Annotated in this window: 24 protein-coding genes; 7 read left to right on the top strand and 17 right to left on the bottom strand. The window is 44.5% G+C overall.

Annotated features, from left to right (window positions below; all coding sequences use genetic code 11):
* Positions 1–4: 4 nt before the first annotated feature.
* From ACYVAA_RS08900 to ACYVAA_RS08880, 5 genes are all read right to left on the bottom strand, one after another.
* On the bottom strand, positions 5–1,636 hold the full coding sequence (locus tag ACYVAA_RS08900; protein ID WP_460540671.1) for a calcineurin-like phosphoesterase C-terminal domain-containing protein: 1,632 nt from the start codon (positions 1,634–1,636) through the stop codon (positions 5–7).
* Between the two features lie 130 nt (positions 1,637–1,766).
* Positions 1,767–3,329 carry a calcineurin-like phosphoesterase C-terminal domain-containing protein gene (locus ACYVAA_RS08895; protein WP_460540669.1) on the bottom strand — a complete coding sequence of 521 codons (1,563 nt, stop codon included), beginning with the start codon at positions 3,327–3,329 and terminating at the stop codon, positions 1,767–1,769.
* A 218-nt stretch (positions 3,330–3,547) separates the two neighbouring features.
* Complete coding sequence (locus ACYVAA_RS08890; protein ID WP_460540667.1) at positions 3,548–3,916, bottom strand: hypothetical protein; 369 nt, start codon at positions 3,914–3,916, stop codon at positions 3,548–3,550.
* 11 nt (positions 3,917–3,927) lie between these two features.
* Positions 3,928–5,334, bottom strand: a complete 1,407-nt coding sequence (locus ACYVAA_RS08885) for a VWA domain-containing protein (RefSeq protein ID WP_460540665.1) — start codon at positions 5,332–5,334, stop codon at positions 3,928–3,930.
* A gap of 123 nt (positions 5,335–5,457) precedes the next feature.
* Positions 5,458–6,108: a YdeI/OmpD-associated family protein gene (locus tag ACYVAA_RS08880; protein ID WP_460540663.1), complete on the bottom strand. Its 651-nt coding sequence runs from the start codon at positions 6,106–6,108 to the stop codon at positions 5,458–5,460.
* Between the two features lie 209 nt (positions 6,109–6,317).
* On the opposite strand from ACYVAA_RS08880, the gene ACYVAA_RS08875 reads away from it, so the two are divergent.
* Positions 6,318–7,106: a hypothetical protein gene (locus ACYVAA_RS08875; protein WP_460540661.1), complete on the top strand. Its 789-nt coding sequence runs from the start codon at positions 6,318–6,320 to the stop codon at positions 7,104–7,106.
* A gap of 155 nt (positions 7,107–7,261) precedes the next feature.
* Here ACYVAA_RS08875 and ACYVAA_RS08870 read toward each other — a convergent pair whose 3' ends face one another.
* The 3 genes from ACYVAA_RS08870 to ACYVAA_RS08860 form a co-directional block, all read right to left on the bottom strand.
* The gene (locus ACYVAA_RS08870; RefSeq protein ID WP_460540659.1) at positions 7,262–7,777 is read right to left on the bottom strand and encodes a DinB family protein; all 516 of its coding nucleotides are present in this window, start codon (positions 7,775–7,777) and stop codon (positions 7,262–7,264) included.
* 75 nt (positions 7,778–7,852) lie between these two features.
* Positions 7,853–9,442 carry an ATP-dependent DNA helicase gene (locus ACYVAA_RS08865; RefSeq protein ID WP_460540657.1) on the bottom strand — a complete coding sequence of 530 codons (1,590 nt, stop codon included), beginning with the start codon at positions 9,440–9,442 and terminating at the stop codon, positions 7,853–7,855.
* Positions 9,443–9,502: 60 nt separating this feature from the next.
* Positions 9,503–10,861 (bottom strand): MATE family efflux transporter, encoded by a 1,359-nt coding sequence (locus tag ACYVAA_RS08860; protein ID WP_460540655.1) that lies wholly within the window; start codon positions 10,859–10,861, stop codon positions 9,503–9,505.
* Positions 10,862–11,176: 315 nt separating this feature from the next.
* Here ACYVAA_RS08860 and ACYVAA_RS08855 point away from each other — a divergent pair, with 315 nt between their 5' ends.
* Both ACYVAA_RS08855 and ACYVAA_RS08850 read left to right on the top strand, forming a co-directional pair.
* Positions 11,177–11,530, top strand: coding sequence for a DUF3127 domain-containing protein (locus tag ACYVAA_RS08855; RefSeq protein WP_460540653.1), 354 nt, complete (start codon positions 11,177–11,179; stop codon positions 11,528–11,530).
* Positions 11,531–11,614: 84 nt separating this feature from the next.
* Positions 11,615–12,073, top strand: a complete 459-nt coding sequence (locus ACYVAA_RS08850) for a hypothetical protein (RefSeq protein ID WP_460540651.1) — start codon at positions 11,615–11,617, stop codon at positions 12,071–12,073.
* On the opposite strand, the gene ACYVAA_RS08845 is transcribed toward ACYVAA_RS08850, so the two are convergent.
* From ACYVAA_RS08845 to ACYVAA_RS08825, 5 genes are all read right to left on the bottom strand, one after another.
* Entirely contained in the window at positions 12,070–12,222 is a 153-nt protein-coding gene (locus tag ACYVAA_RS08845; RefSeq protein WP_460540649.1) for a hypothetical protein, read from the bottom strand. The genes ACYVAA_RS08850 and ACYVAA_RS08845 overlap by 4 nt on opposite strands.
* An 80-nt stretch (positions 12,223–12,302) precedes the next feature.
* The gene (gene purE, locus ACYVAA_RS08840; protein WP_460540647.1) at positions 12,303–12,818 is read right to left on the bottom strand and encodes a 5-(carboxyamino)imidazole ribonucleotide mutase; all 516 of its coding nucleotides are present in this window, start codon (positions 12,816–12,818) and stop codon (positions 12,303–12,305) included.
* A 3-nt stretch (positions 12,819–12,821) separates the two neighbouring features.
* Complete coding sequence (locus tag ACYVAA_RS08835) at positions 12,822–13,961, bottom strand: 5-(carboxyamino)imidazole ribonucleotide synthase (RefSeq protein WP_460540645.1); 1,140 nt, start codon at positions 13,959–13,961, stop codon at positions 12,822–12,824.
* A 96-nt stretch (positions 13,962–14,057) separates the two neighbouring features.
* A complete protein-coding gene (locus ACYVAA_RS08830; protein ID WP_143155874.1) occupies positions 14,058–14,210 on the bottom strand; it encodes a lmo0937 family membrane protein in 153 nt (50 codons plus the stop codon).
* A gap of 83 nt (positions 14,211–14,293) precedes the next feature.
* A complete protein-coding gene (locus ACYVAA_RS08825; RefSeq protein ID WP_460540641.1) occupies positions 14,294–16,051 on the bottom strand; it encodes a P-loop NTPase family protein in 1,758 nt (585 codons plus the stop codon).
* 298 nt (positions 16,052–16,349) lie between these two features.
* On the opposite strand from ACYVAA_RS08825, the gene ACYVAA_RS08820 reads away from it, so the two are divergent.
* The 3 genes from ACYVAA_RS08820 to ACYVAA_RS08810 all read left to right on the top strand — a co-directional run bounded on the left by ACYVAA_RS08820 (position 16,350) and on the right by ACYVAA_RS08810 (position 18,547).
* Positions 16,350–17,123, top strand: coding sequence for a hypothetical protein (locus ACYVAA_RS08820; RefSeq protein WP_460540639.1), 774 nt, complete (start codon positions 16,350–16,352; stop codon positions 17,121–17,123).
* 307 nt (positions 17,124–17,430) lie between these two features.
* A complete protein-coding gene (locus ACYVAA_RS08815; RefSeq protein ID WP_460540637.1) occupies positions 17,431–18,033 on the top strand; it encodes a DNA-3-methyladenine glycosylase I in 603 nt (200 codons plus the stop codon).
* Positions 18,034–18,136: 103 nt separating this feature from the next.
* Entirely contained in the window at positions 18,137–18,547 is a 411-nt protein-coding gene (locus ACYVAA_RS08810; RefSeq protein WP_460540635.1) for a hypothetical protein, read from the top strand.
* Between the two features lie 110 nt (positions 18,548–18,657).
* Here ACYVAA_RS08810 and ACYVAA_RS08805 read toward each other — a convergent pair whose 3' ends face one another.
* Positions 18,658–19,038, bottom strand: a complete 381-nt coding sequence (locus tag ACYVAA_RS08805; RefSeq protein WP_460540632.1) for a DoxX family protein — start codon at positions 19,036–19,038, stop codon at positions 18,658–18,660.
* A gap of 13 nt (positions 19,039–19,051) precedes the next feature.
* Complete coding sequence (locus tag ACYVAA_RS08800) at positions 19,052–19,681, bottom strand: nitroreductase family protein (protein ID WP_460540756.1); 630 nt, start codon at positions 19,679–19,681, stop codon at positions 19,052–19,054.
* A 113-nt stretch (positions 19,682–19,794) separates the two neighbouring features.
* Between ACYVAA_RS08800 and ACYVAA_RS08795 the strand changes: the two genes are divergently transcribed.
* Entirely contained in the window at positions 19,795–20,157 is a 363-nt protein-coding gene (locus tag ACYVAA_RS08795) for a winged helix-turn-helix transcriptional regulator (RefSeq protein WP_460540629.1), read from the top strand.
* Positions 20,158–20,541: 384 nt separating this feature from the next.
* Here ACYVAA_RS08795 and ACYVAA_RS08790 read toward each other — a convergent pair whose 3' ends face one another.
* Both ACYVAA_RS08790 and ACYVAA_RS08785 read right to left on the bottom strand, forming a co-directional pair.
* Entirely contained in the window at positions 20,542–21,168 is a 627-nt protein-coding gene (locus ACYVAA_RS08790; RefSeq protein WP_460540627.1) for a peroxiredoxin-like family protein, read from the bottom strand.
* A gap of 107 nt (positions 21,169–21,275) precedes the next feature.
* Complete coding sequence (locus ACYVAA_RS08785; protein WP_460540625.1) at positions 21,276–22,535, bottom strand: sensor histidine kinase; 1,260 nt, start codon at positions 22,533–22,535, stop codon at positions 21,276–21,278.
* Between the last annotated feature and the right edge of the window lie 424 nt (positions 22,536–22,959).

Here is a 22,959-nt window from a genome sequence, read left to right as displayed (position 1 = left end):
AAAATTATCGGATAGGAAAGGTCTTCTTACCATAATGCTTCCTACCAAACATGTCTGTTGCCTCCACTTCGATCACATGGACTCCTTGGCCAAGGGTCCCCTGAATATCACCTTTCCATAGATGCGTGCTTTTTTCTGCATTCGAAGGTTTGTTGGCCTTGCCGGATAAACTATCCAGGTCCCAGTCCGACAATTCCTGAAGATATTCAGGGTCGTAATCTTCCTGATAAATCATATCCGTCCACATCCCATCGTCTATTCTGTACCGCAGTTGGTCTTCTTCGGATCCCATGAAGAAGTTGACATAAAACTCCCGGACAATTTCTGGGCTGCTATCCTCACCTGTTGTCAAAAAAATGCCCATCTGCTTGTCCTCGCCCTGACCGACCACCTTATAGCGTATGAAATATTGATTTCCAGTAAAATCCAAAAAAGCATATCCCTTCGGGGTGCCGTCTTTCATCTTTGATTTTGGTATTCCCTTTTCATTGAGGAATCCTGAGTACCTGTCTCCACAGGTAGTCCCAATGTTGAATTCATGATGGGGTCTTTCCTGCTTCCACCCCTGCTCCTTTGAGAAAAAATCTTGGTTCTGAACATGGGTATGAGCCGATAGGGAAAGAGTATAGGGATATTCGGACAATAAATCAAAAAGCTGCTGCCGGTTCTCATCTTGAAAAGTATCCTTCTCTCGTTCTTTAAGGGGGATATGAAATGTCAAAACGATAAGATGATCCTTTGGCACATACTGGAGATCATTTTTGATAAACTTCAACTGATCATCCCGAAATCCTCCCCAATAGTTTTTACCATCTTTGGGATCGGGGTATAGTACATTATCAAGGACAATAAAATGAACAAGGCCCTGATTGAAAGCATAATTAGAAGGGCCAAAATGCGCTTCAAAAGTTTCATCCGATAGCCGGTCTGTAATGGCATCACGGTTAAGATCATGATTTCCAAGCACATTGTACCAAGGCACTCCAATTTTGGATATTGCGTCTATGTACAGGTGATATAAGCTAAGATCATCTCCCATAATATCCCCCATAGTAATGCCGAAATTGACACCATGAACGTTCTGGACCTCTTCGATGACCTCCTTTTCAAAATGGTCAAGTTCAAAACGGTTCGAGGTTTGCGGATCACCAAAAATCAATGCCGTAAAATTTTCATTGTACTCGGTGGGGATCAAACCAAAATTGACCTGCTCGGGTAATTTCCCTGTCGGTTCCACACCCGCATATTCCATTTTGGGAGAGCCTTTGGGCTTGTGGGTATAAAAGTATTGTGGTATTTTCTTTTCATTTACCGGAACTTGGTAAGCCGAGGGCTTAATGACAAAAATACTATGGTCGATACCTACCTTTAGTTCATAATACCCTTGATCATCGGTGAGCACCACATCTTCTCCATTGGAAACGGGGACCTTGGGTATTCCCCTTTCATCCGAATCCATCTTCCCGTTCCGGTTCAAATCTTCATAGACTGTTCCTTTAGCAATCTCTACACTAGACCAGGCTTCCTCATACGCTTGGACATCACTGAGGTAATTTTTTGGACCGATATTACATCCCCATACTATGCAAACAAGCCAAATTGCTGCTAATTTCCTGTTAAAGGTCATTATTTTCATGTATCCCAGTCGTTAGAAAAAATATGGAACCCAGCTAAAACACCAACAGCTCTACCCTCCTTTGTATTAAACGATTATACAAAAAAAACCGGAAACCCTAAGGTCCCCGGTCACAAACTAAATCTAAAAATTATCGGATATGATAGGTCTTTTTACCATAGTGCTTCTTACCAAACATGTCCGAAGCCTCCACTTCTATGGTGTGGGCTCCCTTTTCCAGTTTGGCATCTATCCCGGCACGCCATAGGTGGGTGCTTTTCACAGGATTGGAAGGCCTGCGCCCATCCAGCAGCTGCTCTGTGGTATCCCATTGGAAGACCTCCATCATATATGTAGGGTCGTATTCATCGATGTATTGCATGTTTTTCCAAGGCCCATTGTCTATCCGGTAGCGGACCTCGTCCTCTGAAGTTCCCATAAAAAAGTTGACAAAGATACCTGCTGATGTCCGCTTGTCCTTTTCCAACACCTTTGGAGCAAAAATGGCCATCTGATAGTCCTCTTCCTGATCCACCACTTTGTAACGTACCTCATATTGGTTGCCCTTAAAATCGATAAATGCATATCCTTTTGGAGTCCCGTCCCTCATCGTGGATTTGGGGATTCCTTTTCCGTTTAAGGTTCCCGAATACCAATCCCCAGAAGTGGTGCCTACGTTATAATGATGGTGAGGATTCTTCTGGTTCCAGCCATCCTTTTCAAAGAAAAAATCCTGCTTTTGTAAATGGGTATGGGCAGATAAGGAAAGCGTGTGTGGATAATCCTTTAGCAGGTCAAAAAGGGCCTGCCTGTCTTCATCCTTAAAAGGGTCGCCACTGGGCTCACTCAAAGGAATATGAAAAGCCAACACAATCAAATGGTCTTTGGGCACATATTGAAGATCGTTTTTTACAAACTCCAGCTGGTCCTCCCTGAACCCTCCCCAATAGCTTTTACCATCTCTGGGATCTGGGTAAAGGATATCATCCAAAACAATAAAGTGTACCTTGCCATGGTTAAAGGCATAATTGGCCGGGCCAAAATGAGCCTCAAAGGTCTCATCGGAAAGGTGATCCTCCTCCACGTCGAAATTCAGATCATGGTTTCCCAATACATTGTACCAGGGCACACCGACCTTAGCGGTGGCCTCAATATAGGGAGCAAATAATTCCAGGTCATTTCCAACCAAATCCCCTAATGAGAGTCCCAAATCGATTCCCTCTATTCCCTCTACTTCAGAAATCACCCCATTCTTGAAGTGGTTGACCTCTTCGATGGAATAAGGCTGTGGATCCCCAAATACGAGCGTAGTAAAATCCGATTTCTCTTCAGAAGGGAGAAGGCCAAAATTTATTTTCTTGGGTAATTTACCCGTGGGTTCCACTCCCGGAAATTCGGTCTTAGGTGAACCTTCGGGTTTGTGAATATAAAAATACTGGGGAAGATTTTTCTCGTTGACCGGTACCTGGTATGCTGATGGCTTGATCACAAATATAATTTGGTCATTGGAAACAGGAAGTTCGTAACGTCCCTTTTCATCTGTCAAGCTTACCTCCAAACCATTGGAGACGGCCACATTGGGGATCCCTTTTTCACGTGACTCCTTTTTACCATTGCCGTTAAGGTCTTCATAAACAATTCCCTTGGCCGTTTCCTGGGCCACCGCTGACAGGGAGGCCACCAAAAACAAGCCCGATAAAAGCAGTTTTTTCATGTCGTTGTATTGGTTTATTTATATAATCGTAAAATGTCTTTTTCAGCCGGTACCATTCCCACTCAAGAACAAGGTTTCGGTAATTTTCAGGACAAACCATTGTTTGACTGATTAAGGTACATCATTTTCAATGGCCACCTTATAGGTATAGTGTATTTTGAGGGCAGCCACCACTACCCAAATCGATTAATTAATCATTATCAATGCTGCTGATCCCTTTAAATTTGGGTAATACCTGCTTCAGGGGTGGGCTGAGATGGAAGAAAACGGGGATCCTCGGGCCCTGACTGAGCTCCCCTCCTCAAATTCCTAAAAAACAATAGTCCTACAAAAAGCAAAAGGAGAACCGCCAAAACCTTATTGAACAGGATAATGTTGCGCCTTTCCAGCCAATAGACCACAGCGATTCCCACAAACAAAGCCCCCAGTCCTGTCATCAGCCCATACCCTAAAACAATGGCTCCTCCAGCCAGTCCTTGGCCATCAGCTGCACCGAGTAAGGAGGCCATTATCGTTCCTAACAGTGCAAAGACCATAAAGCTGAATAAATAAAATAAAAGACTGGAAGGATGGAAGAACCTATTCATACGAACCTGATTTAGTAGCGGTGCACATTTTCTACTGTTTCACCGGCTTTCACTACGATGGTAAAGGATTCACTGTGCCCCTTATGCTTGCCAAGGGTCATGATGGACACTTCATAAGTTCCAGGGGTAAGAATAAAAGATTTCGGGTTATTATTGGCAGAGGTATACGTCCGACCACTGGCGATTACTTCCTTCGTAGCCGTATCCGATATTTTCACCACTGCATCCACCAATTCGTTCCCGGTAACCACGCCTATTTTAGCTTCCCCGGACTCAAAAGCATGGGCAATATTTTTAGTCTCTCCAGCTTTTAGCGCTATTCCTTCCATTTTGTGCACAATTTTGGAACCCTTAATGACCAAAGCTGTAAGTTCAATATCGTATGTACCTGGATTCACTTCATAAGTATCTTCCCTTCCGTAGGTTCGCCCGGTGGCCACGGTTTGATTGCTGCCTGAGGGATAGATTTTCACCATCGTATCCCAACCCGCCTCATTATTCATGGTGCTGATTAGCAATTTGGCCCCATCGAAGCTAACGGTCTCATGATGAATTTTGTCAGAAACGCTTTCAACTCCTCCAAGTACAATTAGCTTGATATCACTATCCTCAAGTGGAGCCACATGCAAATCATACTTTCCTGAAGGCAAATAGAGTTTGGCCGTATCCCGGTAGGTTCTTGCAGAGGAAATCAGCTCCCTGCTCCCGGCCTTATATGCTCTGGCCAGCGCGTCTATCGGCTCCCCATTTCTGACAGCAAACACCGTAAAGTTGCCATCCGGCTCATCTACCGTCACCTGGGTGGCTTCATAAAGGACCTCCCCCAACTTATTGGCATCTTCAGCATCATAGTATTGCCCATCGCCCTTTTTTGCAGCACAGATCAATTGCTCCGTTTCAGCCCCTTTTAAGCCAAAACCGATAATGTGCATTCTAAAATCTATGCCTTCCTCTTTGGCTAAACCAACCACCTCACAAATATCTCCATCACAGGACTCTATTCCGTCCGTAATCAGGATAATGGTCGCTTTTTCCTTATTCTGGCGCAGACGGTCAATGACCAGTTCAGCAGAATAGGCCAAGGGGGTCTTCCCCAGAGGTTGGATCGATTTCAGTGCTTCGAGGCTCTGTGCCTTTGTATTTTCTGAAGCATTGACGATAAACTCCACATCCCTGCAGTCGGTTTTGTTTCGGTGCCCATATGCGACCAGTCCAAGCGCCTGCTCATCCGGTAATTTGCCGATGGCTTCCGAAAGCACCGTTGAAGCTATTTCCATTTTGGTCTTTCCATCGATTTGTCCCCACATGGAGCCGCTGGCGTCATAGATAAAAATGATGGGAGAATGATGGTCTTGGGCAGCACCCAGGCGACTAAAAACCACTGCCCACAAGGTCAAAACAAGGCTTATCCATTTCATTTTCAAAGGGATTGGTCTACCTGAATTTAACCAAAAAACACCTCTAAACCTCTGAAAAACACAGCTTATGAACGAGCAAGGGGATAGTAGACACCAACCGTCCAAAACTGTAAATAAAGGACCTCATTTCTTCCACGCTTTCATGTATTTCCAGTTGCGGGGCTTACCTTCCTCCATGTAGGCAATCGCCGTCTCCAACCTCTTTTTCCGGGTCCTATCGGTTTTTGCCTCTTCGATCCATTCCAGGTATTCTTTCTGATGGGTATAACTGAAGTTTTCAAAGGTACTGAGTGCACTGGGGTTCTTCTCAAGCGCGGTTTTCAGGTCCTCTGGAAGTTGAAGATCCTGTTTTTCTTTTGGGGCTGTGGATGGAAGTTTAGCCCCACTCTCATTGAGCGCCATGGCTTCATTAAGGTATTCCAGCATTTTCTGATCGGAAGGGAGATCTTCCAAGTTCATGATTTTACCAAGATGTCCCATCGCTGTTTCTCCTATGGCATTTTCCTGTAGGATGGGGTCTTCCATTAAAGCGGCCTTCCAGAAGACAAAAGCACAGTGCTGTTTGAAGCTGGCCATACTGCAGAGTATCTCTCCGCGGTAAACAAAATGGGGCATTCCCCATTTGATGGTCTCCTCCACTTCAGGGCAAGCCTGGTGGACCAAGGCCCTCATATGCCGCAAAATAGGCTCTGCAAAAGGCTTTGCTCTTTCGATGTAGGCATCTATACGATGGTCATGGGAGGGGTGAAATCGGGTCTTACTGCTAGTTGTCATAACCAATGGCCTTTACTTCAATGATTGATATCCTTAATAAATATAGGAAATTTTGAAAACACCATTATCAACAGTCCCAAACCTTCCCCAAAGAACAGAAACAACCACCTCATTTAAAGCTACTTAAAAGGTAATTAACTAATAATTAACAGCAATAATAAGTAACTTTACCATTACTATATTTCTGTAAACCCTAAATACCCATTGCCATGAAAACGCTTCTATGCATAGTGATGACCATGGCTTTTATGGCTGGTACCGTTTCAGCACAGGAAAAGCTATTTGCTATTTTGGAATTCATAAAAGTGGATGCTGGGCACGAACAATCTTACCGTGACACCGAAAATTTCTGGGACAAAGTCCATCAGGAACGCTTGAAAAATGGAAACATTATGGGCTGGGATCTTTGGTCACTCCAACCTGGAGGGAAGGAGCAGGGCTACCAGTACATGGAGGTCACTGTTTTTGATGACCTGGCTAAAATGCTGCAAACAGCAGCAGGCATTTCGGCCGCGTCAAAAGCTGCTTTTTCCGACTATTCAGAAGAGCAACTGCAAGCAAAATGGAAGCAGGCAGCTGCTTCCAGAAACGTATCCGTAAGGCTTTATATGGAAGTAATAAAAAAAACCTCTTCTGACTTAGCCATGCAGCCGGGGGTGGTTGCTGGAATCTCACTCATGAAAGCTAAGCCCACCATGAGCGCCCAGTATGAAAAGGCCGAAAAAGAGGTTTTCTATCCGGTCCATCAAAAAATGGTGGACCAGGGACATATGGAATATTGGGGCTTGGGCCGGGTAATGATCCCTTTTGGAGAGGAAATAGCTGCTTCCCATGTCATTGTCACCATGTTCCGTAACTATCAGCAATTTGTAGAGAGCCTGCCGGTAAATGCCTGGGAAGGGGTGGACGAGGCAAGCATCAAAAAAGCAAACGAGGGTAGGGAGGCAAGAACCTTGAAATGGGGGTACTTGGGTGACCTGATCAAAACCCTAAGATAAACATGAAAAAAATGCCCCCAAATTGCTATAAGGGGGCATTTTTTTCTGTCTCTGGCCCATCAGTCAGTTACGAGCATCTTTGTAGTGATTTTCATAGGCATGGACATCCCTTCTGGCATTTACTCAATCAAATTGAAATATCTAAGGTACCCTACTTACTTTTCGTTCCTTTTATTCAAATCCAGCCCTCCATAAAAACCCAGATCCCGATCCTTAAGAACTTTGGTCCAGAAAGCGATCTGTCCGGTATGGTAGGAAAAATGCTCCACCGCGTGCACCACATTTCCAACCCCCGTATAATGAAAGCCCTGAACATTGTATTTCTTCAGTAGGCTTTCCTGATCCAGCTTATCCAACACCTCGATGCTTTCTTCTATGGTATTTTTGAGCATTTTGATCAATGCCTCCTTACTAAGCCCCCCTTCAATAGAAAATTCGAGGTCACGCTCCCTTTTGTCTTCCTGACCACCTAAGGCGGAGATGATATATTGACTGATATTCCCACAAAGGTGGAGTACCAGATTTCCCACGCTATTGGAAGAGCTGTTTGGTTTTTGCCATATCTCTTCTTCAGTAAGCCACTCCAAACAGCTCTTTATTTTGGCCGTATTCTCCTTTAACCGGAATTCGGCATGCTTAATCACCTCATGCACTACTGGATCCTGTTCCATATTAACCCCTCCTCATTTTCTCTTGTTGATGTAATCTTCTAATTAACTAAATACTTGATACTTTTATAAAAAAAATCAATTCCTACAATAAAATCGGTCCTCCAACTTCTCTTTGAGCCTCAAAAACTGCTGCCATTTGGGGTATACCGTAACATCGTGAACCGCCATCACTTCATCAAACATCTGTTGGGCCAATTCATATTCACCCTTCCTAAAGGCCCTGAAGGCATGTTTTAGCAACTGCATGGCCCTGGCCAGCTCCAATTCCTCTTCGATCTGCTCTGCTTCCAGTCTTTGCCGGCTAAACTCCAAGCTGTCCGGGCTTACTTTGATGCTCTGTATTCCCATCGGAGACTTCAATACCAAACCTTCCAAATTGGTGCACCTGCTCAAAGCCACATAGGCCTGTCCAGCTTCAAAGGAACGGCTGATATCCAAAATGGCCCTTTCAAAGGTCAAGCCCTGACTTTTGTGCACTGTGATGGCCCAGGCCAATTTCAAAGGAAACTGGGTAAAGGTACCGATGATCTTGGCCTGCAGGTGTTCTTCTTTCTCGTTATAGACAAACTCCACATTTTCCCAAACCTCCCTTCTCACCTCATAGATAAATCCTCTACGGTCCTCCACCTCGATCATGTCCTTCTCCATCTTGGAAACTTTTCCGATCATCCCATTATAGTACTTCCCCTCGGCATTGTTTCGCATAAATATCACCTGAGCGCCCAGTTTCAGGGTCAGGTCAATGGGATCAAATGGCGCCATATTCAAAGGGAAATCATCTTTGATCTCTGCTTTGTAGGTCCTCGGCTCTTTCCGGATCTCTCCCAGCTTCTTTTTATTGATTTCCGCTATGGTGGCATTATGCGTGCCGATCAGAATATATTCCTGATCCAACAAGTCAAAACGGTATTTATGGGCCGTATCATTCAAAACCTTGAGATCGGCTACCGTATGGTCGCTTTCCCTGATACGGTTAAGAATATCCTTAAAGCGCTCATCCTTTTGACGGTATATTTTTCTAAGTTCGATATGCATGGGCTGCAAGGCCTTAAAGGCATGCGCACTGAAGAAAAACCTGGAGCTGTAATGCGCCTTCAGGTAATCCCAATCTGTAGGCTTCACCACTGGAGGAAGCTGAAAGGCATCCCCGATAAAAACCATCTGCACCCCGCCAAAGGGCAAATGCATCTTTTTCCGGTAGACCCTCAGCAGCTGATCTATCACGTCCAGCAGCTCCACACGAACCATGGACACCTCATCTATCACCAACACATCCAGCCGATTGATCAGGTCACGGTGTTTTTTCCGGTATTGGAACTGCTCAAAAATGGACATCCCTTTTTCCTTTGCTTTGGGCTGCAAGCGGGGATCTCCCGGCAGAAACAACTGTCTGGGATCGATTTTAAAAAACGAATGGATGGTCTTTCCTTTGGCATTGATGGCGGCCACACCGGTGGGAGCGACCACCGCCATGTTTTTATCGCGGTTAAGCTTTCTCAGTGTATGTAAAAACGTTGTCTTACCGGTGCCTGCTTTTCCTGTCAAAAACAGGGACCTTTTGGAAAACAAAGCCACTTCCAAGGCATGGATAAAGGCCTCATTGCCGGTATCCAATCCCTGAGAAGAAAACTCCTTGTATAAATATTCCTTGATAGAAAAAGCCATAGACAAATGTACTAAATTCTCAAAACCGAACTTGAAACGCAGAAAATCGCCTCTTCCACCCTACAACAAGCGTTTTTTCCAGTATCCCATCCGGAAATAAACGAAAGCCACAGTGGCAGAAATCCAGTTGGAAATAGGGAAGGCCCAATAGATCCCCTCATGTCCCAGGCCAGTATGGTAGGCCAGAATATAGCCCACTGGAAACCTGATCACCCAAAGGTTCAGAAAGGAGATGAACATGGAAGCCTTGGTAAAGCCCGCCCCATTAAAGGAGCCATTGATTACCTGCTGCACGCCCAAAAAGCCAAAGCTAGGCCCCATAATCTTAATAAAAAGCGCCCCGTCCTGAATTACCTGGGGCTCATTAGGAACAAAAAACCGGACCAAATCCTCTGCAAAGATAAACAGCAGGATTCCGATTCCTGTCAGTCCAAAAAAAGCAATCTTGGTACTCAAATAGCCGGTATGTTCTGCTCTTTTTAGCTTATTCGCCCCTACATTCTGGCCTACCAAGGTGGTAGTGGCAATAGCCAGCCCCAGGGCAGGAATAATTACAAAACTAAGGATCCGAGCCCCCACACCGTAGGCAGCCACCACCTCGCTGCCAAAACTGGTCACCAGCACCACCATCATGGCCATGCCCAGCGCACGGGCAGATTGCTCCAAACTGGATGGTAGCCCCAGCCTAAACAGTTCTTTGGTCAGGCTCAGGTCAAAGTTCATTTGGCCAAATGAAATCTGAATTCCATGCCGCCCTTTCCACATGATATAAAGCCCTGCTATGGCCGAGAGTCCCTGGGTGACCACACTAGCCACTGCAGCACCGGCCACGCCAAACCCGGGAACCGGGCCATAGCCATAGATAAACAAAGGATCCAGGATCAAATTCAGCAATACCGTAACCAGGACCACATAAACCGGCAACATGACATTGCCGATGCCCCGCATCAATGATTGGAAGACAAAAAAGATAAAGAGGAATACAAATCCCAGAGAGGACACTTTGAAATAAGCTACTGAATCAGACAAAACCTCTGGCCCTGCCCCGATAAGTTTCATTAAAGGCCCTGCGGAAAAATATCCGATCATGGCCAGAAATACCGAAACCACGAAAACCACCGACACGGTCTGGGAAGAGGTGAAATTGACCATCTGCTGATTATTGGCCCCTTTATACTGGGATACCAAGACGGTACCCGCCAGAGTCAGCCCGCCTCCAAGCGAAAGGATGAAAAACAAAATCGGGAAGCTCAAACTCACTGCGGCCACAGCGTGGGCCCCCAAGCGTCCAAGCCAAAATGTGTCGATCAGCTGATAGGCTGTCTGGAGAACATTGGCCAAGATGATTGGGATGGCAAGCTGTGTAAGCGCGTGAATTAATTTTCCTTCAGTGTATTTTCTCTCTTTCGATGCCTGCATAAAAATGAATTGCTCCAAAGATAACCAATCAAGCAGAAATAACGATTCCCATGCCGGCTTTTACTTTATTTCTGAGCGGTGAGCGGCACAAAACTGATCAACCCGCTAAAGACATTTACCATCATATAGGACCGTTTGACCATCATTTTTCAATTATTCGTTTACAATTTGAGCTGATTTCATTAAATTATACTAGCATAACGTCAGCAATAGAACCGGAGAAAAACCCCGTCAAAATTAGACCGAGTATTTTTTAATAGAGAGGCCAATTGAGTACCTTCGTGGTTTGGAAAAAAATAAAAATCAAACAGCAATATGGAAATTAGTGGTAAAATCATTCAAATTATGCCGGAACAATCCGGTAATGGGCGGAACGGAACTTGGAGAAAGCAGGACTTCATTCTAGAAACTGAAGGCCAGTATCCAAAGAAAGTTTGCATGACCGTTTGGGGAGACAAAATCGATCAGTTCGGCATGCAGCAAGGGGATACCGTCAAAGCCGGTATAGAAATCGAAAGCCGGGAATATAATAGCAGATGGTATACCGATGTAAAGGTATGGAGAGTGGACAAACAAGGCGGCGGTGCTGCAGGTGGACAAAGCAATGCCCCTGCTCCTGAGGTAAGTACCTTCAATGATGAAAGTGGTGAAGACATTTTGCCATTCTGATTAGGAAGAGATTTCCCAAAAATCCTATATTTAAGCGATCGTATGATCGCTTTTTTTTTGGAAACATAAAAGTGAACGGTGTCTATGTGGGACGATTTTGATGATAATGACAACTGGGACAGTGAAGATGAGGAGGACTTTAGAAAAGAGCAGGAGCGCATCAAAAAGCACCCGCTCATGCAAAAAGCCAATGATATCCTCAGTTTGACCGAGGCACTTGTGGGGGCATTGGATGAAATGGCCAAGGAGATGTACGGCACCTTTATGCTTGAAGATGCCACGGTGATCTGTGGGAAATTTGCCGGAGCCGAAGGCGTGGATGACTATATCCTTAAAATGGAAAATGCGGTCTTCATGAAAGTTCATGCCCGTCATCTCAATTCCATGACCTATTCGGTGGCCATGGTGGATACCCATGCAGAGGAACACCTGCAGCTGTTGAGAGATGCTATCAGTGAACTCCAGCAGCTTTTCGTCGAATGGGTCAAAGGTTTTGACCCTTCCCATAAATATGATGATGGCTGGGGCTTGTTTTTAAATTAATAGAGTCCTTTTCCAAACCTAAAACCAAGATAGGCACCTCCCAAGACCATCACCAAGGCAATGCCCAGCAAAAGCAGCAACACGCCCAAAGGCATTTCCCAATCTTCAGAGCCGATCCTGAACCTTATATTTTTCTTGAAGTCAATCATTGTAAGCGGTAAATAAAAAGACGCTAAACCCAATTTACCGGTCCAGCGTCTTTCGTCTTGATACTAATGTCTCGGTACTACTAATCTTCCAAGGTGTCTTTCCATCCTTTCAGCTCTACCTCACGGGCGGATTCCTCCACTTTTTCTTTAAGCTCTTTTTTGTAGTTATCCAGGCTTTCAGCCACTTTTGCATCAAAAGCCCCCACCATGGAAGCGGCCAGGATACCGGCATTTTTTGCCCCGTTCAGCGCTACAGTTGCTACGGGAATCCCTCCTGGCATCTGAAGGATTGACAAAATACTGTCCCAGCCATCTATACTGTTGGATGATTTGACGGGCACGCCAATAACCGGAAGGGAAGTCAGGGAAGCTACCATGCCCGGGAGATGGGCCGCACCGCCAGCCCCGGCAATGATCACTTTTATGCCTCTTTGCCGCGCAGTTTCAGCATAGTCTATCATTTTTAAAGGGGTCCTGTGAGCCGACACGATGGTCAACTCATAACTTACCCCCAATTCATCCAATGCTTTAGCTGCTTCTGACATAATGGGAAGGTCAGATTTGCTCCCCATGATAATTCCTACCTGTTTGGTCATGATCTATGCTTTTATCTTGATGATATCCTTTATTTTTAGGGCCTTGGTCTTCAAGGCCTCCACATTTTCCTCCAAAATAGTCACATGCCCCATTTTTCGGAAAGGTTTGGTAATTTTCTTCCCATAAAGGTGGATATAAACCCCTTTTTCCTGCATGGCCTCATCCATTCCTTCCACCACTGCATCACCGGTAAATCCATCTTCCCCCAGCAAATTCACCATTGCAGCAGGCATCCTTAGGTCCGAATTGCCCAATGGCATGCCCATCACAGAGCGCAAATGCTGCTCAAACTGAGAAGTGAAATTGGCCTCGATACTGTGGTGTCCGCTATTATGTGGCCTGGGGGCGACCTCATTGACGAGAATCTCTCCGGATTTGGTAACAAACATTTCTACGGCAAGGATGCCGATCATGTCCAGCTTGGTTATGACCTCTTTGGCCACCTTGGTCGCTTCTTCACTGATCGATGCAGCGATCTGTGCCGGTGCAAAAAGGAATTCCACTAGATTGGCAGTAGGGTGGAAGGCGCATTCCACCGGTGGAAAGGCATTCAATTCTCCCTGCTCATTTCGGGAAACAATCACTGCAATTTCCTTATCAAAGTCCACCAGCTTTTCCATCAGGCTTGGTGCTTCAAAAGCCTTTTCCAAATCAGCCTCTGTCCTCAGCACCTGTACACCCCGGCCATCGTAACCTTCTTTTCCCAGCTTGTTGACAGCAGGCAAGAATCCGCTATTGGCCAGCACCGCCTCCTTATCATCTGTGAGGATAAAATCCGCCGTAGGAATATCATTTTCCTTATAAAATTGCTTCTGCTCCCGTTTGTCCTGAATCAGCCGAATAATATGGGGCTGTGGAAAAACCTTCTTCCCCTCCTTCGCCAGCTGCTCCAGCGCATCGGTATTGACATTTTCAATTTCTATGGTCAGGATATCACACTTCTGCCCAAAATGGTACACCGTGTCATAATCGGTAAGTTTGCCCTGGGTAAAATCATGGCAAATGTCCTTACAGGGTGCATTGGCATCCGGGTCCAAAATGTGAATATCGATATTGTAATTGATGGCGGACTGGATGACCATTCGGCCCAATTGGCCCCCACCTAAAATCCCTAAAGTCTTTTGCTGATAATTATCTTGCACTGTTTCCTTGGTTTTGGAGATGATGCCTCAAAATTAAAATAAAAAAACGCTATCCTTGGCGAAGGATAGCGTTTTTTTCCTTAATTCTACTACTTTTTAGACAGATCGGCCGCCTATTAGTCGAAATAGTACCGCGATGACCGCAAGTACCAAGAGAATATGTATCAATCCTCCGACACTGTAAACGAAGGCTCCGAATATCCACCCAATCACTAAAATGATGGCAATCAAATACAATAGAGAGCTCATATTATTGGTTGTTTAGTTAAACAATTGGTTTACACTATACTACTAACCAATCTTAGTGCCAATTTTCTTAATTTTCATTTTTTTTAGAAACGAATCCCCATCAATTCCATCAATTTATGGGCGTTAAAACTGGTACATGGACCCCTTTTGATTTTATAATCAAAAAGAATTTCATCGTCTTTGATATTACTATGAAAACTGTAATTGACTACTGGAGGCAGCTCCGCTTCCAGCTCGCTCAGCTCAATGTCATGGGTGGAGATGATTCCTTTGCACTTGCTGGACAAGAGCTGCTTCACCAAAGCCTCACTCCCCATCACCCTGTCCGTGGTATTGGTCCCCTTGAGGATTTCATCCAATAGAAAAAACACGGGAAACTGTTCTTCTGTCCTTTCCAAAAGGCCTTTGATCCTGGCAAGCTCAGCATAAAATGAGCTGACACTTTCACTTAAACTGTCGGTATTGCGCATACTGGTAAACAGCTGAAAAGCCCCGGAAGTAAATTTATCCGCAAAGGGACTCAAGCCTAAATTGGCCAAAACCAAATTGGTCCCTAACGTACGCATAAACGTGGTTTTTCCCGACATATTGGACCCGGTAAGCAGGACTATTTTCTGTGGTTCGGACAGTTTGAAGTCATTGGGAATACATACTTTCTGGTTTAACAAAGGATGCTTCAATGCCCTTACATCCAGCTCGAGCTTATCCGACCAAGTGACCTCGCAGGCAACCTGCTCCTCCAAAGTAAAGGCACTTAAAGAAACCAAAACCTGCCACTCCTGAAAGGTCTCTTCCCATGCTTCCATATGAGCGGCATAGTTGGCCTTCCACTTTTCCAACCTCCAGAGCACGATGAAATCAACCCAAAAGAAAAGGTTAAAAATCAGGTAAACCATGTTGATTCGGTTTTGGACGGCAAAGCTTTGCTGCTCCAGGGACTTTAAGGCCACGGATGCCCTGTAGTCGCTGTCCATGACCGGGGCCTGCAGGCTCTTGAGGTATCCGTCCGAAAACTTCAGCTGCTCCAATTCTGCCGCCCAAGCAGTCAAGGTCTTAAGATCTCCCCGGTCCGGCATGGATTGGTTAGCCATCAAAAGGGGCTTAAAAACCATCCCCAACAGACCGATACCTAATAATATCCATGCGCTGAAATAAGCCATTGACCAGCCGGCAAGCAGCCAACCAAACAAAAGTACCAAGCCCACCACTGGACCGGCAACCAGTGGAAACCAATAGAAACCTTTCCACGCCGCAGGCGCTTTCAACCACTGGTAGAAAGCCTTTTTTGATTTCTCCTCTTTAATAAAGGCTTTGCCGATCGCCTCGAAGTCCCTGACAAATTCGGGATGACCGGAAAGCTCCTTTATCGCACGAAAGCGCTTTTTGGCTTCATGGGGATTGACATCTGCCTTCATCCAGGATGCCAACAGGTTTCGCCCGCCCGTACCAACAGTATGGTTCAGCAATTGAAAAAGGGAGTGTTCGCCAAAAAGGTCCAGGTCATTGCAAAAAGGATGTTTCTTGTCTTTGAAATTTTCGCCTTGGTCAAATGAAGCCAATTCCCTTCTTTGTCTTTGCAAGCGGAATTGTTCCATTTTCAAAACTGCCGATAAATACGCCTGTCTGTCCTTTAAGCGGTCAAAAAGGCGGACCATGTAAACAAACAAAGCTCCAAGAGGGATCAAAAGTAGCAACAGCCATCGAATTTCTGTCAAACCTACAATCAGTACTGCTCCGATAGCAAAAAACACTATCAACCTTCCAAGGGCTAAACTGGCAATTTTATTTTTACAGCTTCGAAGTTCCTCAGAGGGATTACTCGTTCTAAAATATCTGATCATGCCCCAAATATAGGAGAGAAATCTTCATTTTTTATGATGGCTTGCGGCATTCTGCCCAGCACTTTCGGCCAAATTGCGTAAGCTTGATCCGGTTTGACTTTTCTGATCGAGGATATATTGCCGAAAATTTCCCACACATTTACAAAACCCCTCTCAATAGCCGTTTTAAGCAAAAAACAAGGTATATTTAGTTATGTCCTAAGCACCGACATTGGGACGGACCGCCCCATTAAGCTTGCACTATTACCGGCTTTTGACTGCCACACGCTCTTTGAATTTTCCATAAACCCAACGTATCATGAAATTATTGAGACAAACCCTACAAGCTTGCTTTTACCTGATAATTATTTCAGCGATGTCAAGCTCCGCTTTTGCACGCCAACAGGAACCCATGGAATTTATACGGGTGATCATAGAATTAAAAGTCAAGGAAGGTCATGTGAACAACTTTGAAAAAAGCATGATGGAATGGAAGGAATGCTACCTGTCCAATGGAGGACAGACCGCCTGGAATACCTTTAAGCGCATGGATGGTGAGGGCGACAATTATGTGCTTACTTATATAAAATCCAACTGGGAGGCCTTTGACCTGAAAGATGAGGCAGGAGGAGCATGTCAAAATTTAGCGGAACTGGTACTCTCTCCGCATATTTCCATTTCCAGTACCTACTTTACCAGATTTATGCCCGATGTTAGCAAAGAAGGGGCTCCCGATGACGTGTCCATCGTAAGGGCCACCTTTTTCAAAGTTAAAACGGAAGGCTACCCTGCTTTTATGGAAAACCTTAAAACCATGTCTGAGCACATCAATACCGTGGAAGGTAACAAAAGAGGCTATTGGTACCAGTATATGGGAGGTGGAGAAAATGCCCCCGACTTCTTTGTATCAGAAACTTATGCGGGCTTTGCCCCCTTGGACAATGTAAAAGGAGTCTGGCAGAATATCGAAAAAGAAATGGGAAAAAAGAAAAAGGATGAGCTGTATCAGACTTTCTTTGATCCCATCAAGGACGTCTACAGTCACCTGTACCGACTGGCTCCCCAACTCAGCCACGGCACGGCAGGAGAATAAGAGCCCCCAAAACTTTCTGGCATAAGAGTAAATAGGAGATGATTGTTGCCCAATGGAAAGCTCCGGCATCTACCGGAGCTTTTTCCGTAACAAGCGGTATGGTGAAAGGAGCGTTGATAAAAGAAAAACACTGTGGCCTCTGTGGTTAAACTCTCGGGATTTTTCTTTGGAAAAAACCGTGAAAGTAAATTCAGGTATTTCATGAATTCCTAAACCAAACTGTGTATTTTTAGTTTACTTTCAAGGTTGGGTTTGGCCATTATTGCCCGATGCCTTGACGATATGTTTGGTATCCAACACTTCGCCTATGTCAAAATACCACATCAATCAAACCGAAAAATTCCGCTGCCCCTGGTGCTTGGGTTTCAAGGAATACATCAAGTACCATGATACTGAGTGGGGTGTACCGGTGTACAGTGACCGGACGCATTTTGAGTTTTTGGTGCTGGAAAGTGCCCAAGCCGGACTGAGCTGGTCCACCATTCTTAAAAAGAGGGAAGGGTACCGAAAGGCCTTTGCTGATTTTGACTATAAAAAAATAGCCGACTTTCCTGATAGCATGGTCCAGGAACTTATGCAGGACAGCGGCATCATCCGCAACAAGCTAAAAATCGAAGCGGCCATCAACAATGCTCGCAGATTCATGGAAATCCAGGCCAATGTGGGCACCTTTACCAGCTATATCTGGAGTTTTGTGGACGGCAAACCTATCAATGGCCAGGTGAGAGGCATGGAGGACGTCAAGGCCACCACCCCCGAATCGGATAAACTGTCAAAAGACCTGAAGGAAAGAGGCTTTAAATTTTTGGGAAGCACCACCATTTATGCCCATATGCAGGCCACCGGCTTGGTCAACGACCATCTGGTGCAATGCTTCCGCCATGGGGAGGTTCAAAGAATGGCCAAATAACCGATTTCCCTAAATGCAGAAACTATTCATTGCACTATTCGGTGAATTGTGTGAAATTGGTAGAGGATTTTAAAAACTTTGAGAGCTTACACCGCCTTTTATTATGAACAAATTTGTAAAAATTGCCATTTTTTCAGTTGTCCTACTTCTCGCAGGATTTATTTATTGGAAGTATTTTTTCGTCTTTGCTGAAGGGGTAAAAGGAGGTACCCTCAACTATTACGAAAGAAAGGGCTTTATCTTTAAAACCTGGGAAGGCAGATTAGTGCAGGAGGGCTTCCAAAGTCCGACCGCAGGGGCGCTGCAGAGCAATGAATTCCGCTTTAGTGGGATGGGTGAAGATGTGGCTAAAAAGCTGGAAAGGGCCAGTGGAAAATTCGTAGAACTTAGATACAGGGAATATTTAGGTACCTTGCCTTGGAGAGGTGCAAGCAAATATGTGGTCTATGAAGTGGTGGAAATACGGGGAGACAGATCAGGAGCCCACCAGGACATCCCAGCAAATATAGAATAGGGGAGGAGATCGGCTAAGCGATTTCAAGCTTCTCCAAATTCGGTTTGATTGCAGAAAAAAAGCTCCCACTTATGTGGAAGCTTTTTCTACTTGACAATTCCTTCAATTACTTAATTCGCTGGAATGGGTGCTACCTGCTTCTGCTGGTACCGAAGAGATACCAACAAAACGACCAAGAACACCAATGGCATCAATGACACCGCAATTGGGTCTCCAATGGCCAAATGCGCTATAAATGCAGATACAAATACTATCGCAAAGCCTGCATAAGCGCCGGTTTTTACCAACTGAGGTATCCCCGGAATCAATAGCACCAAGGCCCCCAGTATCTTGGCCACCCCCAACTCTATCCTGAAGAAATCCGGAAAGCCCAATTTCACAAAGCTAGCCTGAACTTCGGGATTGGTGAAGTAAGCAAAGGCACTAAACAACATCATAATGGCCACCAAGCCGGTGGTTAACCAATAAATGATTCTTTCTTTATTTAACATGCATCCTCCTTTTTTAACCTTCCAATACAAACTCCTCTTTTGGGGTTCTCACTTTTTTCATATTGACCAGCCAATCCTCAGACTCATCCCTATAGCCCAAAGGTAAAATCACGGCACTTTTCAAGCCCAGTTCCTTCAAGCCCAGAAGCTCGTCCAAGGCTGCATTGTCAAAACCTTCCATGGGAGTGGCATCCACCTTTTGCTCAGCAGCGGCAGCGATGGCCAACCCAAAGGCTATATAAGCCTGCTTGGCGGCATGGTTTGCATGCCAATCCTCTGTCAGCTGGCTGTACATGCCCCAAAGCCTTTCTTTGTAATCATCCATTCGGTCCTCAGGAAGTCCTCGTTCCTGAAGCGTCTTTTGAAAAACCTCCTGGATCTTTTCTTCTGTATAATTGTCCCATGAAGCAAAGACCAAAATATGCGAAGCATCCACAATCTGACTTTGGTCCCAAGCGATGGGTTTAATTTTCTCTTTGATCTCAGGATCCGTGACCACCAATACCCTGTAGGGCTGTAGTCCAGACGAGGACGGGGCCAAGCGCGCCGCTTCCAGGATATAATCGACTTTTTCCTCTGGCACCACTTTACCGTTCATTTTCTTGGTAGCATATCGCCACGTTAAGTTTTCTATTAAGCTCATCATCTTTAGGTTTCATTTTTTTAACTTCACAAAACTAACTATATTTGCTATACAAAAGTGACTACTATACTTTAGTATACCAGTATACAATAGTATAGCAAACCCATTGACTTATGGATACAAACACTATAACCCACAGCCCTGAATTATGTTCCGGCGAATTTGTACTTGCTGTTCGTGACACCTTGAATGTGATCAGTGGAAAATGGAAACTGCCGATTATCGGCTCTTTATGCTTTGGCAAAAAGCGCTTTAAAGAGCTGGAAAGAGACATCTCAAAAATCACCCCCAGGATGCTCTCCAAAGAGCTAAAAGAACTGGAACTAAACTGTATTGTGAAAAGAACTGTCTATGACACCACTCCGGTGACCGTGGAATATGAGCTTACCCCCTCAGGAAGAAAGATCAAAGAGGTCCTGGATGCCATGGTCAAGTGGGGCCTCGAGCACAGGGAAAGTGTTATGGTGGCGGAATAAAAATCCTTTGCAGCCGTACCTCTCTTCAATGGATGATTAACGGTCTAGCCCAAAAGAAACCCACTCCCAATCACTCCACTTGTCAGCAGGAGGCTTAAGGCTTAATTGAGTTAGGTTTTTTTAAAAGGCTCAACTAGGCTTGTTAATATTACAGCCGAAACGGGTTAAAATTCACTTTTCCCATAGATTTCCCCGGTAAATACGCCTATTTTTTTACTAAAGTTCATCTCAATGATTCCATCAAATGAATTTCTTTTAGCCCATCAATCTGGAGCTATATTCGTGGACTTTCCCTTCCAAATTTACCATGACCTTCTTATACCTGTGATCAAAAAAAAAGCCGCTTATTAGGCGGCCTTGATAAATTTATAATGTGCTTTTAGCTTACTTGGCCAGGGCCTCCACCGCGGCCTTTAGCAGCTCCCCGCTGATACGGCTATTATAATTGGGATTGATATATTCAAAATCAATGGTTCCCTTCTGGTCCAAAACAAACACCGCTGGTACTGGCAAAACGCCTGGATTGGCTTCTTCTGAGGCTTTAAAAAGCATTTCCTTATACCGCTTGGGAGCCTGAAAAGCCAGACCAAAGGCTTTGGTCACTTTCAGGTCATTGTCAGAATAAAGCCTGTAAGTAAGCTCGTTTTTATCCATGGTGGTTTTAAGCTGTTCGGGTGCATCAGGACTGATAGCTACAATTTGGTAGCCCAGATCCAAAATATCCTGCTCAACAGCCTGCAGTTCGGCCAAATGCTTATTGCAATAGGGACACCATCCTCCCCGGTAAAATATCAGCACGGTAGGTTTCTCCTTGACAATATCGTGGAGAGATTGAAAACTTCCTTCTGGATCTTTCAGCTCTGCCTTGGGAATCTGCTCCCCGATCAAAAGAGGTGAGATATCTTCTGGATTGGCGGGAACGTCAAGGGCGGCCTGAGCCATCCCCTTTCCCCATGAAACCAAGCACAATAGGAGAATAATAACGGGTAATTTGTATCGATTGCTTATCACTTTACTAAAATTTTAACTAATTAGGTTGATTAATTCAAGCTAAAGTAACGGCAATTTTCCAAAAAAGGTTTAACCTTTCGCCTTACTAAAACTACGCACACAAAATTCTATCTCACAGGCAGCACCAAACTGAAAATACTCCCTTTGCCATATTCACTGGAGATATCTATGCGCCCCCCTTGATGCTCTGCTAGCTTTTGGCAGATCATAATGCCAAAACCCGTTCCCTCTTCCTTTTCTGTACCGCGCATGGAAGTCACTTTTCCTTCTCTGAGAATCTCCTGAACATGCCCCATCTTCATGCCTACTCCTTCATCCTTTACCTGCAACCAGTACTCATCCGCCTTTAGCAAAAGTTCTATTTTAATGCTGGAATTCCTGAAGGAAAATTTAACGGCGTTTGATAATAAATTCCTGATGATGGTACTGGTCATGTTTTCATCAGCGATGATCTTCAGTTCAGGATCTACATTATTGATCACTTTTATGCCTTTCGTGCTGGCCAAACCTTCCACAAATTCCATTTCCTCCAAGCTCAACTGGTAAGGAGAACAGCTTTCCATCACCGCCTTTGCCTCTGATGCCTGTGCCTTTGCCCAGACCAATAAATCCTGTAGGAGACTGTTCCCCTTTTCTGCTGCCTTGAGCATCAATGCCTTCATCTCATCAAAAGCCTCCTTTTCCATCCCGCTGTCCATCTCGTTTAGCAAAAGCTCTATATGGCTCAACGGCGTACGGATATCATGGCCAATGATCCGGAACAATTGATCCTTCTGCTTGTTGATTTCGATCAATTCCACATTATGCTCCATGATCTTATCCTTCGCCTCACTGGCTGCCCTTCTGATCTTTTCCAAATAAACGTACAACCTCCACCCAATCAGGCCCGCTCCCGTAATCACCAAGAAAAAAAACAGGTACTTGATCAACGAAAAATCCTCTGGCCCCAAGAATACACACATTAAGATAAAGCCTGAATTGACAATCAAGGAATAGATCATATGAACAGGACTGGTCAGCAGACCGATACCAATCATCAATAAAACCATCACCAATTCAATCTTTAAAAAATAGACCTCAAAATGATACAGGCTGGGATCCCCTCTCAAGATCAGCGAAACCGCATTATTCAAATAGATGGTATAAATACTGATTATGGTTAAGGTAGAAAAATGAACCAATTTTCGGAAATAAGCAGTGAACATGGTAAGGATGATCACGATATTGACCGTATTTTTAATCACCATGTCCATTTTCTCCTCCACAAACCAAAGCACCACACTATCCATGATAAGAGCAATCAAAATGATGGCAACAGCATAGAGGTTTAACCTACCTAATTCCTCTTCCTTTCTAAATAGTAACATTTATTAAACTACTTGGCTAATGATCCATCAATACTACCCTAAAACCGACAAAATGGGTAAAAATCACCTTTACCTAACTGTAACCTTCCCGCAATCAAGAAGCCTAAATCCCCACAAAATGATTAATTACCTGAAATAATCGATTAAAACTAGCTACTAATTTATTACAAATAAAATTTATTTGGTAAAACCACTTCAAATAAATACAAAAATAATTGTTTTAATAACATTAATTACCTTTTAAAACACATTAACCTAACCTAATAATACTCATGCTAATAAGCCATAACAGGCAAATAAGCAGATGGAAAAGATAAAGAAAGTTTACTAAACCAAAGAAACCAACCGCTATAAATAAGCTTTATTTGGATAAATGGAAAGAAATGGAGAAAAGGCTTATCCTCAGGATAATTTAGGCTACAGC

The sequence above is a fragment of the Echinicola sediminis genome (assembly GCF_054777495.1).
Note: the sequence above shows the minus strand (reverse complement) of the source record. Positions and strands in the feature narration are given on the sequence as shown.

Excerpts from the sequence above, each read along its gene's own strand:
- ACYVAA_RS08900 (WP_460540671.1), bottom strand. The coding sequence starts at position 1,636 with ATGAAAATAATGACCTTTAACAGGAAATTAGCAGCAATTTGGCTTGTT.
- ACYVAA_RS08895 (WP_460540669.1), bottom strand. The coding sequence starts at position 3,329 with ATGAAAAAACTGCTTTTATCGGGCTTGTTTTTGGTGGCCTCCCTGTCA.
- ACYVAA_RS08890 (WP_460540667.1), bottom strand. The coding sequence starts at position 3,916 with ATGAATAGGTTCTTCCATCCTTCCAGTCTTTTATTTTATTTATTCAGC.
- ACYVAA_RS08885 (WP_460540665.1), bottom strand. The coding sequence starts at position 5,334 with ATGAAATGGATAAGCCTTGTTTTGACCTTGTGGGCAGTGGTTTTTAGT.
- ACYVAA_RS08880 (WP_460540663.1), bottom strand. The coding sequence starts at position 6,108 with ATGACAACTAGCAGTAAGACCCGATTTCACCCCTCCCATGACCATCGT.
- ACYVAA_RS08875 (WP_460540661.1), top strand. The coding sequence starts at position 6,318 with ATGAAAACGCTTCTATGCATAGTGATGACCATGGCTTTTATGGCTGGT.
- ACYVAA_RS08870 (WP_460540659.1), bottom strand. The coding sequence starts at position 7,777 with ATGGAACAGGATCCAGTAGTGCATGAGGTGATTAAGCATGCCGAATTC.
- ACYVAA_RS08865 (WP_460540657.1), bottom strand. The coding sequence starts at position 9,442 with ATGGCTTTTTCTATCAAGGAATATTTATACAAGGAGTTTTCTTCTCAG.
- ACYVAA_RS08860 (WP_460540655.1), bottom strand. The coding sequence starts at position 10,861 with ATGCAGGCATCGAAAGAGAGAAAATACACTGAAGGAAAATTAATTCAC.
- ACYVAA_RS08855 (WP_460540653.1), top strand. The coding sequence starts at position 11,177 with ATGGAAATTAGTGGTAAAATCATTCAAATTATGCCGGAACAATCCGGT.
- ACYVAA_RS08850 (WP_460540651.1), top strand. The coding sequence starts at position 11,615 with ATGTGGGACGATTTTGATGATAATGACAACTGGGACAGTGAAGATGAG.
- ACYVAA_RS08845 (WP_460540649.1), bottom strand. The coding sequence starts at position 12,222 with ATGATTGACTTCAAGAAAAATATAAGGTTCAGGATCGGCTCTGAAGAT.
- purE (WP_460540647.1), bottom strand. The coding sequence starts at position 12,818 with ATGACCAAACAGGTAGGAATTATCATGGGGAGCAAATCTGACCTTCCC.
- ACYVAA_RS08830 (WP_143155874.1), bottom strand. The coding sequence starts at position 14,210 with ATGAGCTCTCTATTGTATTTGATTGCCATCATTTTAGTGATTGGGTGG.
- ACYVAA_RS08825 (WP_460540641.1), bottom strand. The coding sequence starts at position 16,051 with ATGATCAGATATTTTAGAACGAGTAATCCCTCTGAGGAACTTCGAAGC.
- ACYVAA_RS08820 (WP_460540639.1), top strand. The coding sequence starts at position 16,350 with ATGAAATTATTGAGACAAACCCTACAAGCTTGCTTTTACCTGATAATT.
- ACYVAA_RS08815 (WP_460540637.1), top strand. The coding sequence starts at position 17,431 with ATGTCAAAATACCACATCAATCAAACCGAAAAATTCCGCTGCCCCTGG.
- ACYVAA_RS08810 (WP_460540635.1), top strand. The coding sequence starts at position 18,137 with ATGAACAAATTTGTAAAAATTGCCATTTTTTCAGTTGTCCTACTTCTC.
- ACYVAA_RS08805 (WP_460540632.1), bottom strand. The coding sequence starts at position 19,038 with ATGTTAAATAAAGAAAGAATCATTTATTGGTTAACCACCGGCTTGGTG.
- ACYVAA_RS08800 (WP_460540756.1), bottom strand. The coding sequence starts at position 19,681 with ATGAGCTTAATAGAAAACTTAACGTGGCGATATGCTACCAAGAAAATG.
- ACYVAA_RS08795 (WP_460540629.1), top strand. The coding sequence starts at position 19,795 with ATGGATACAAACACTATAACCCACAGCCCTGAATTATGTTCCGGCGAA.
- ACYVAA_RS08785 (WP_460540625.1), bottom strand. The coding sequence starts at position 22,535 with ATGTTACTATTTAGAAAGGAAGAGGAATTAGGTAGGTTAAACCTCTAT.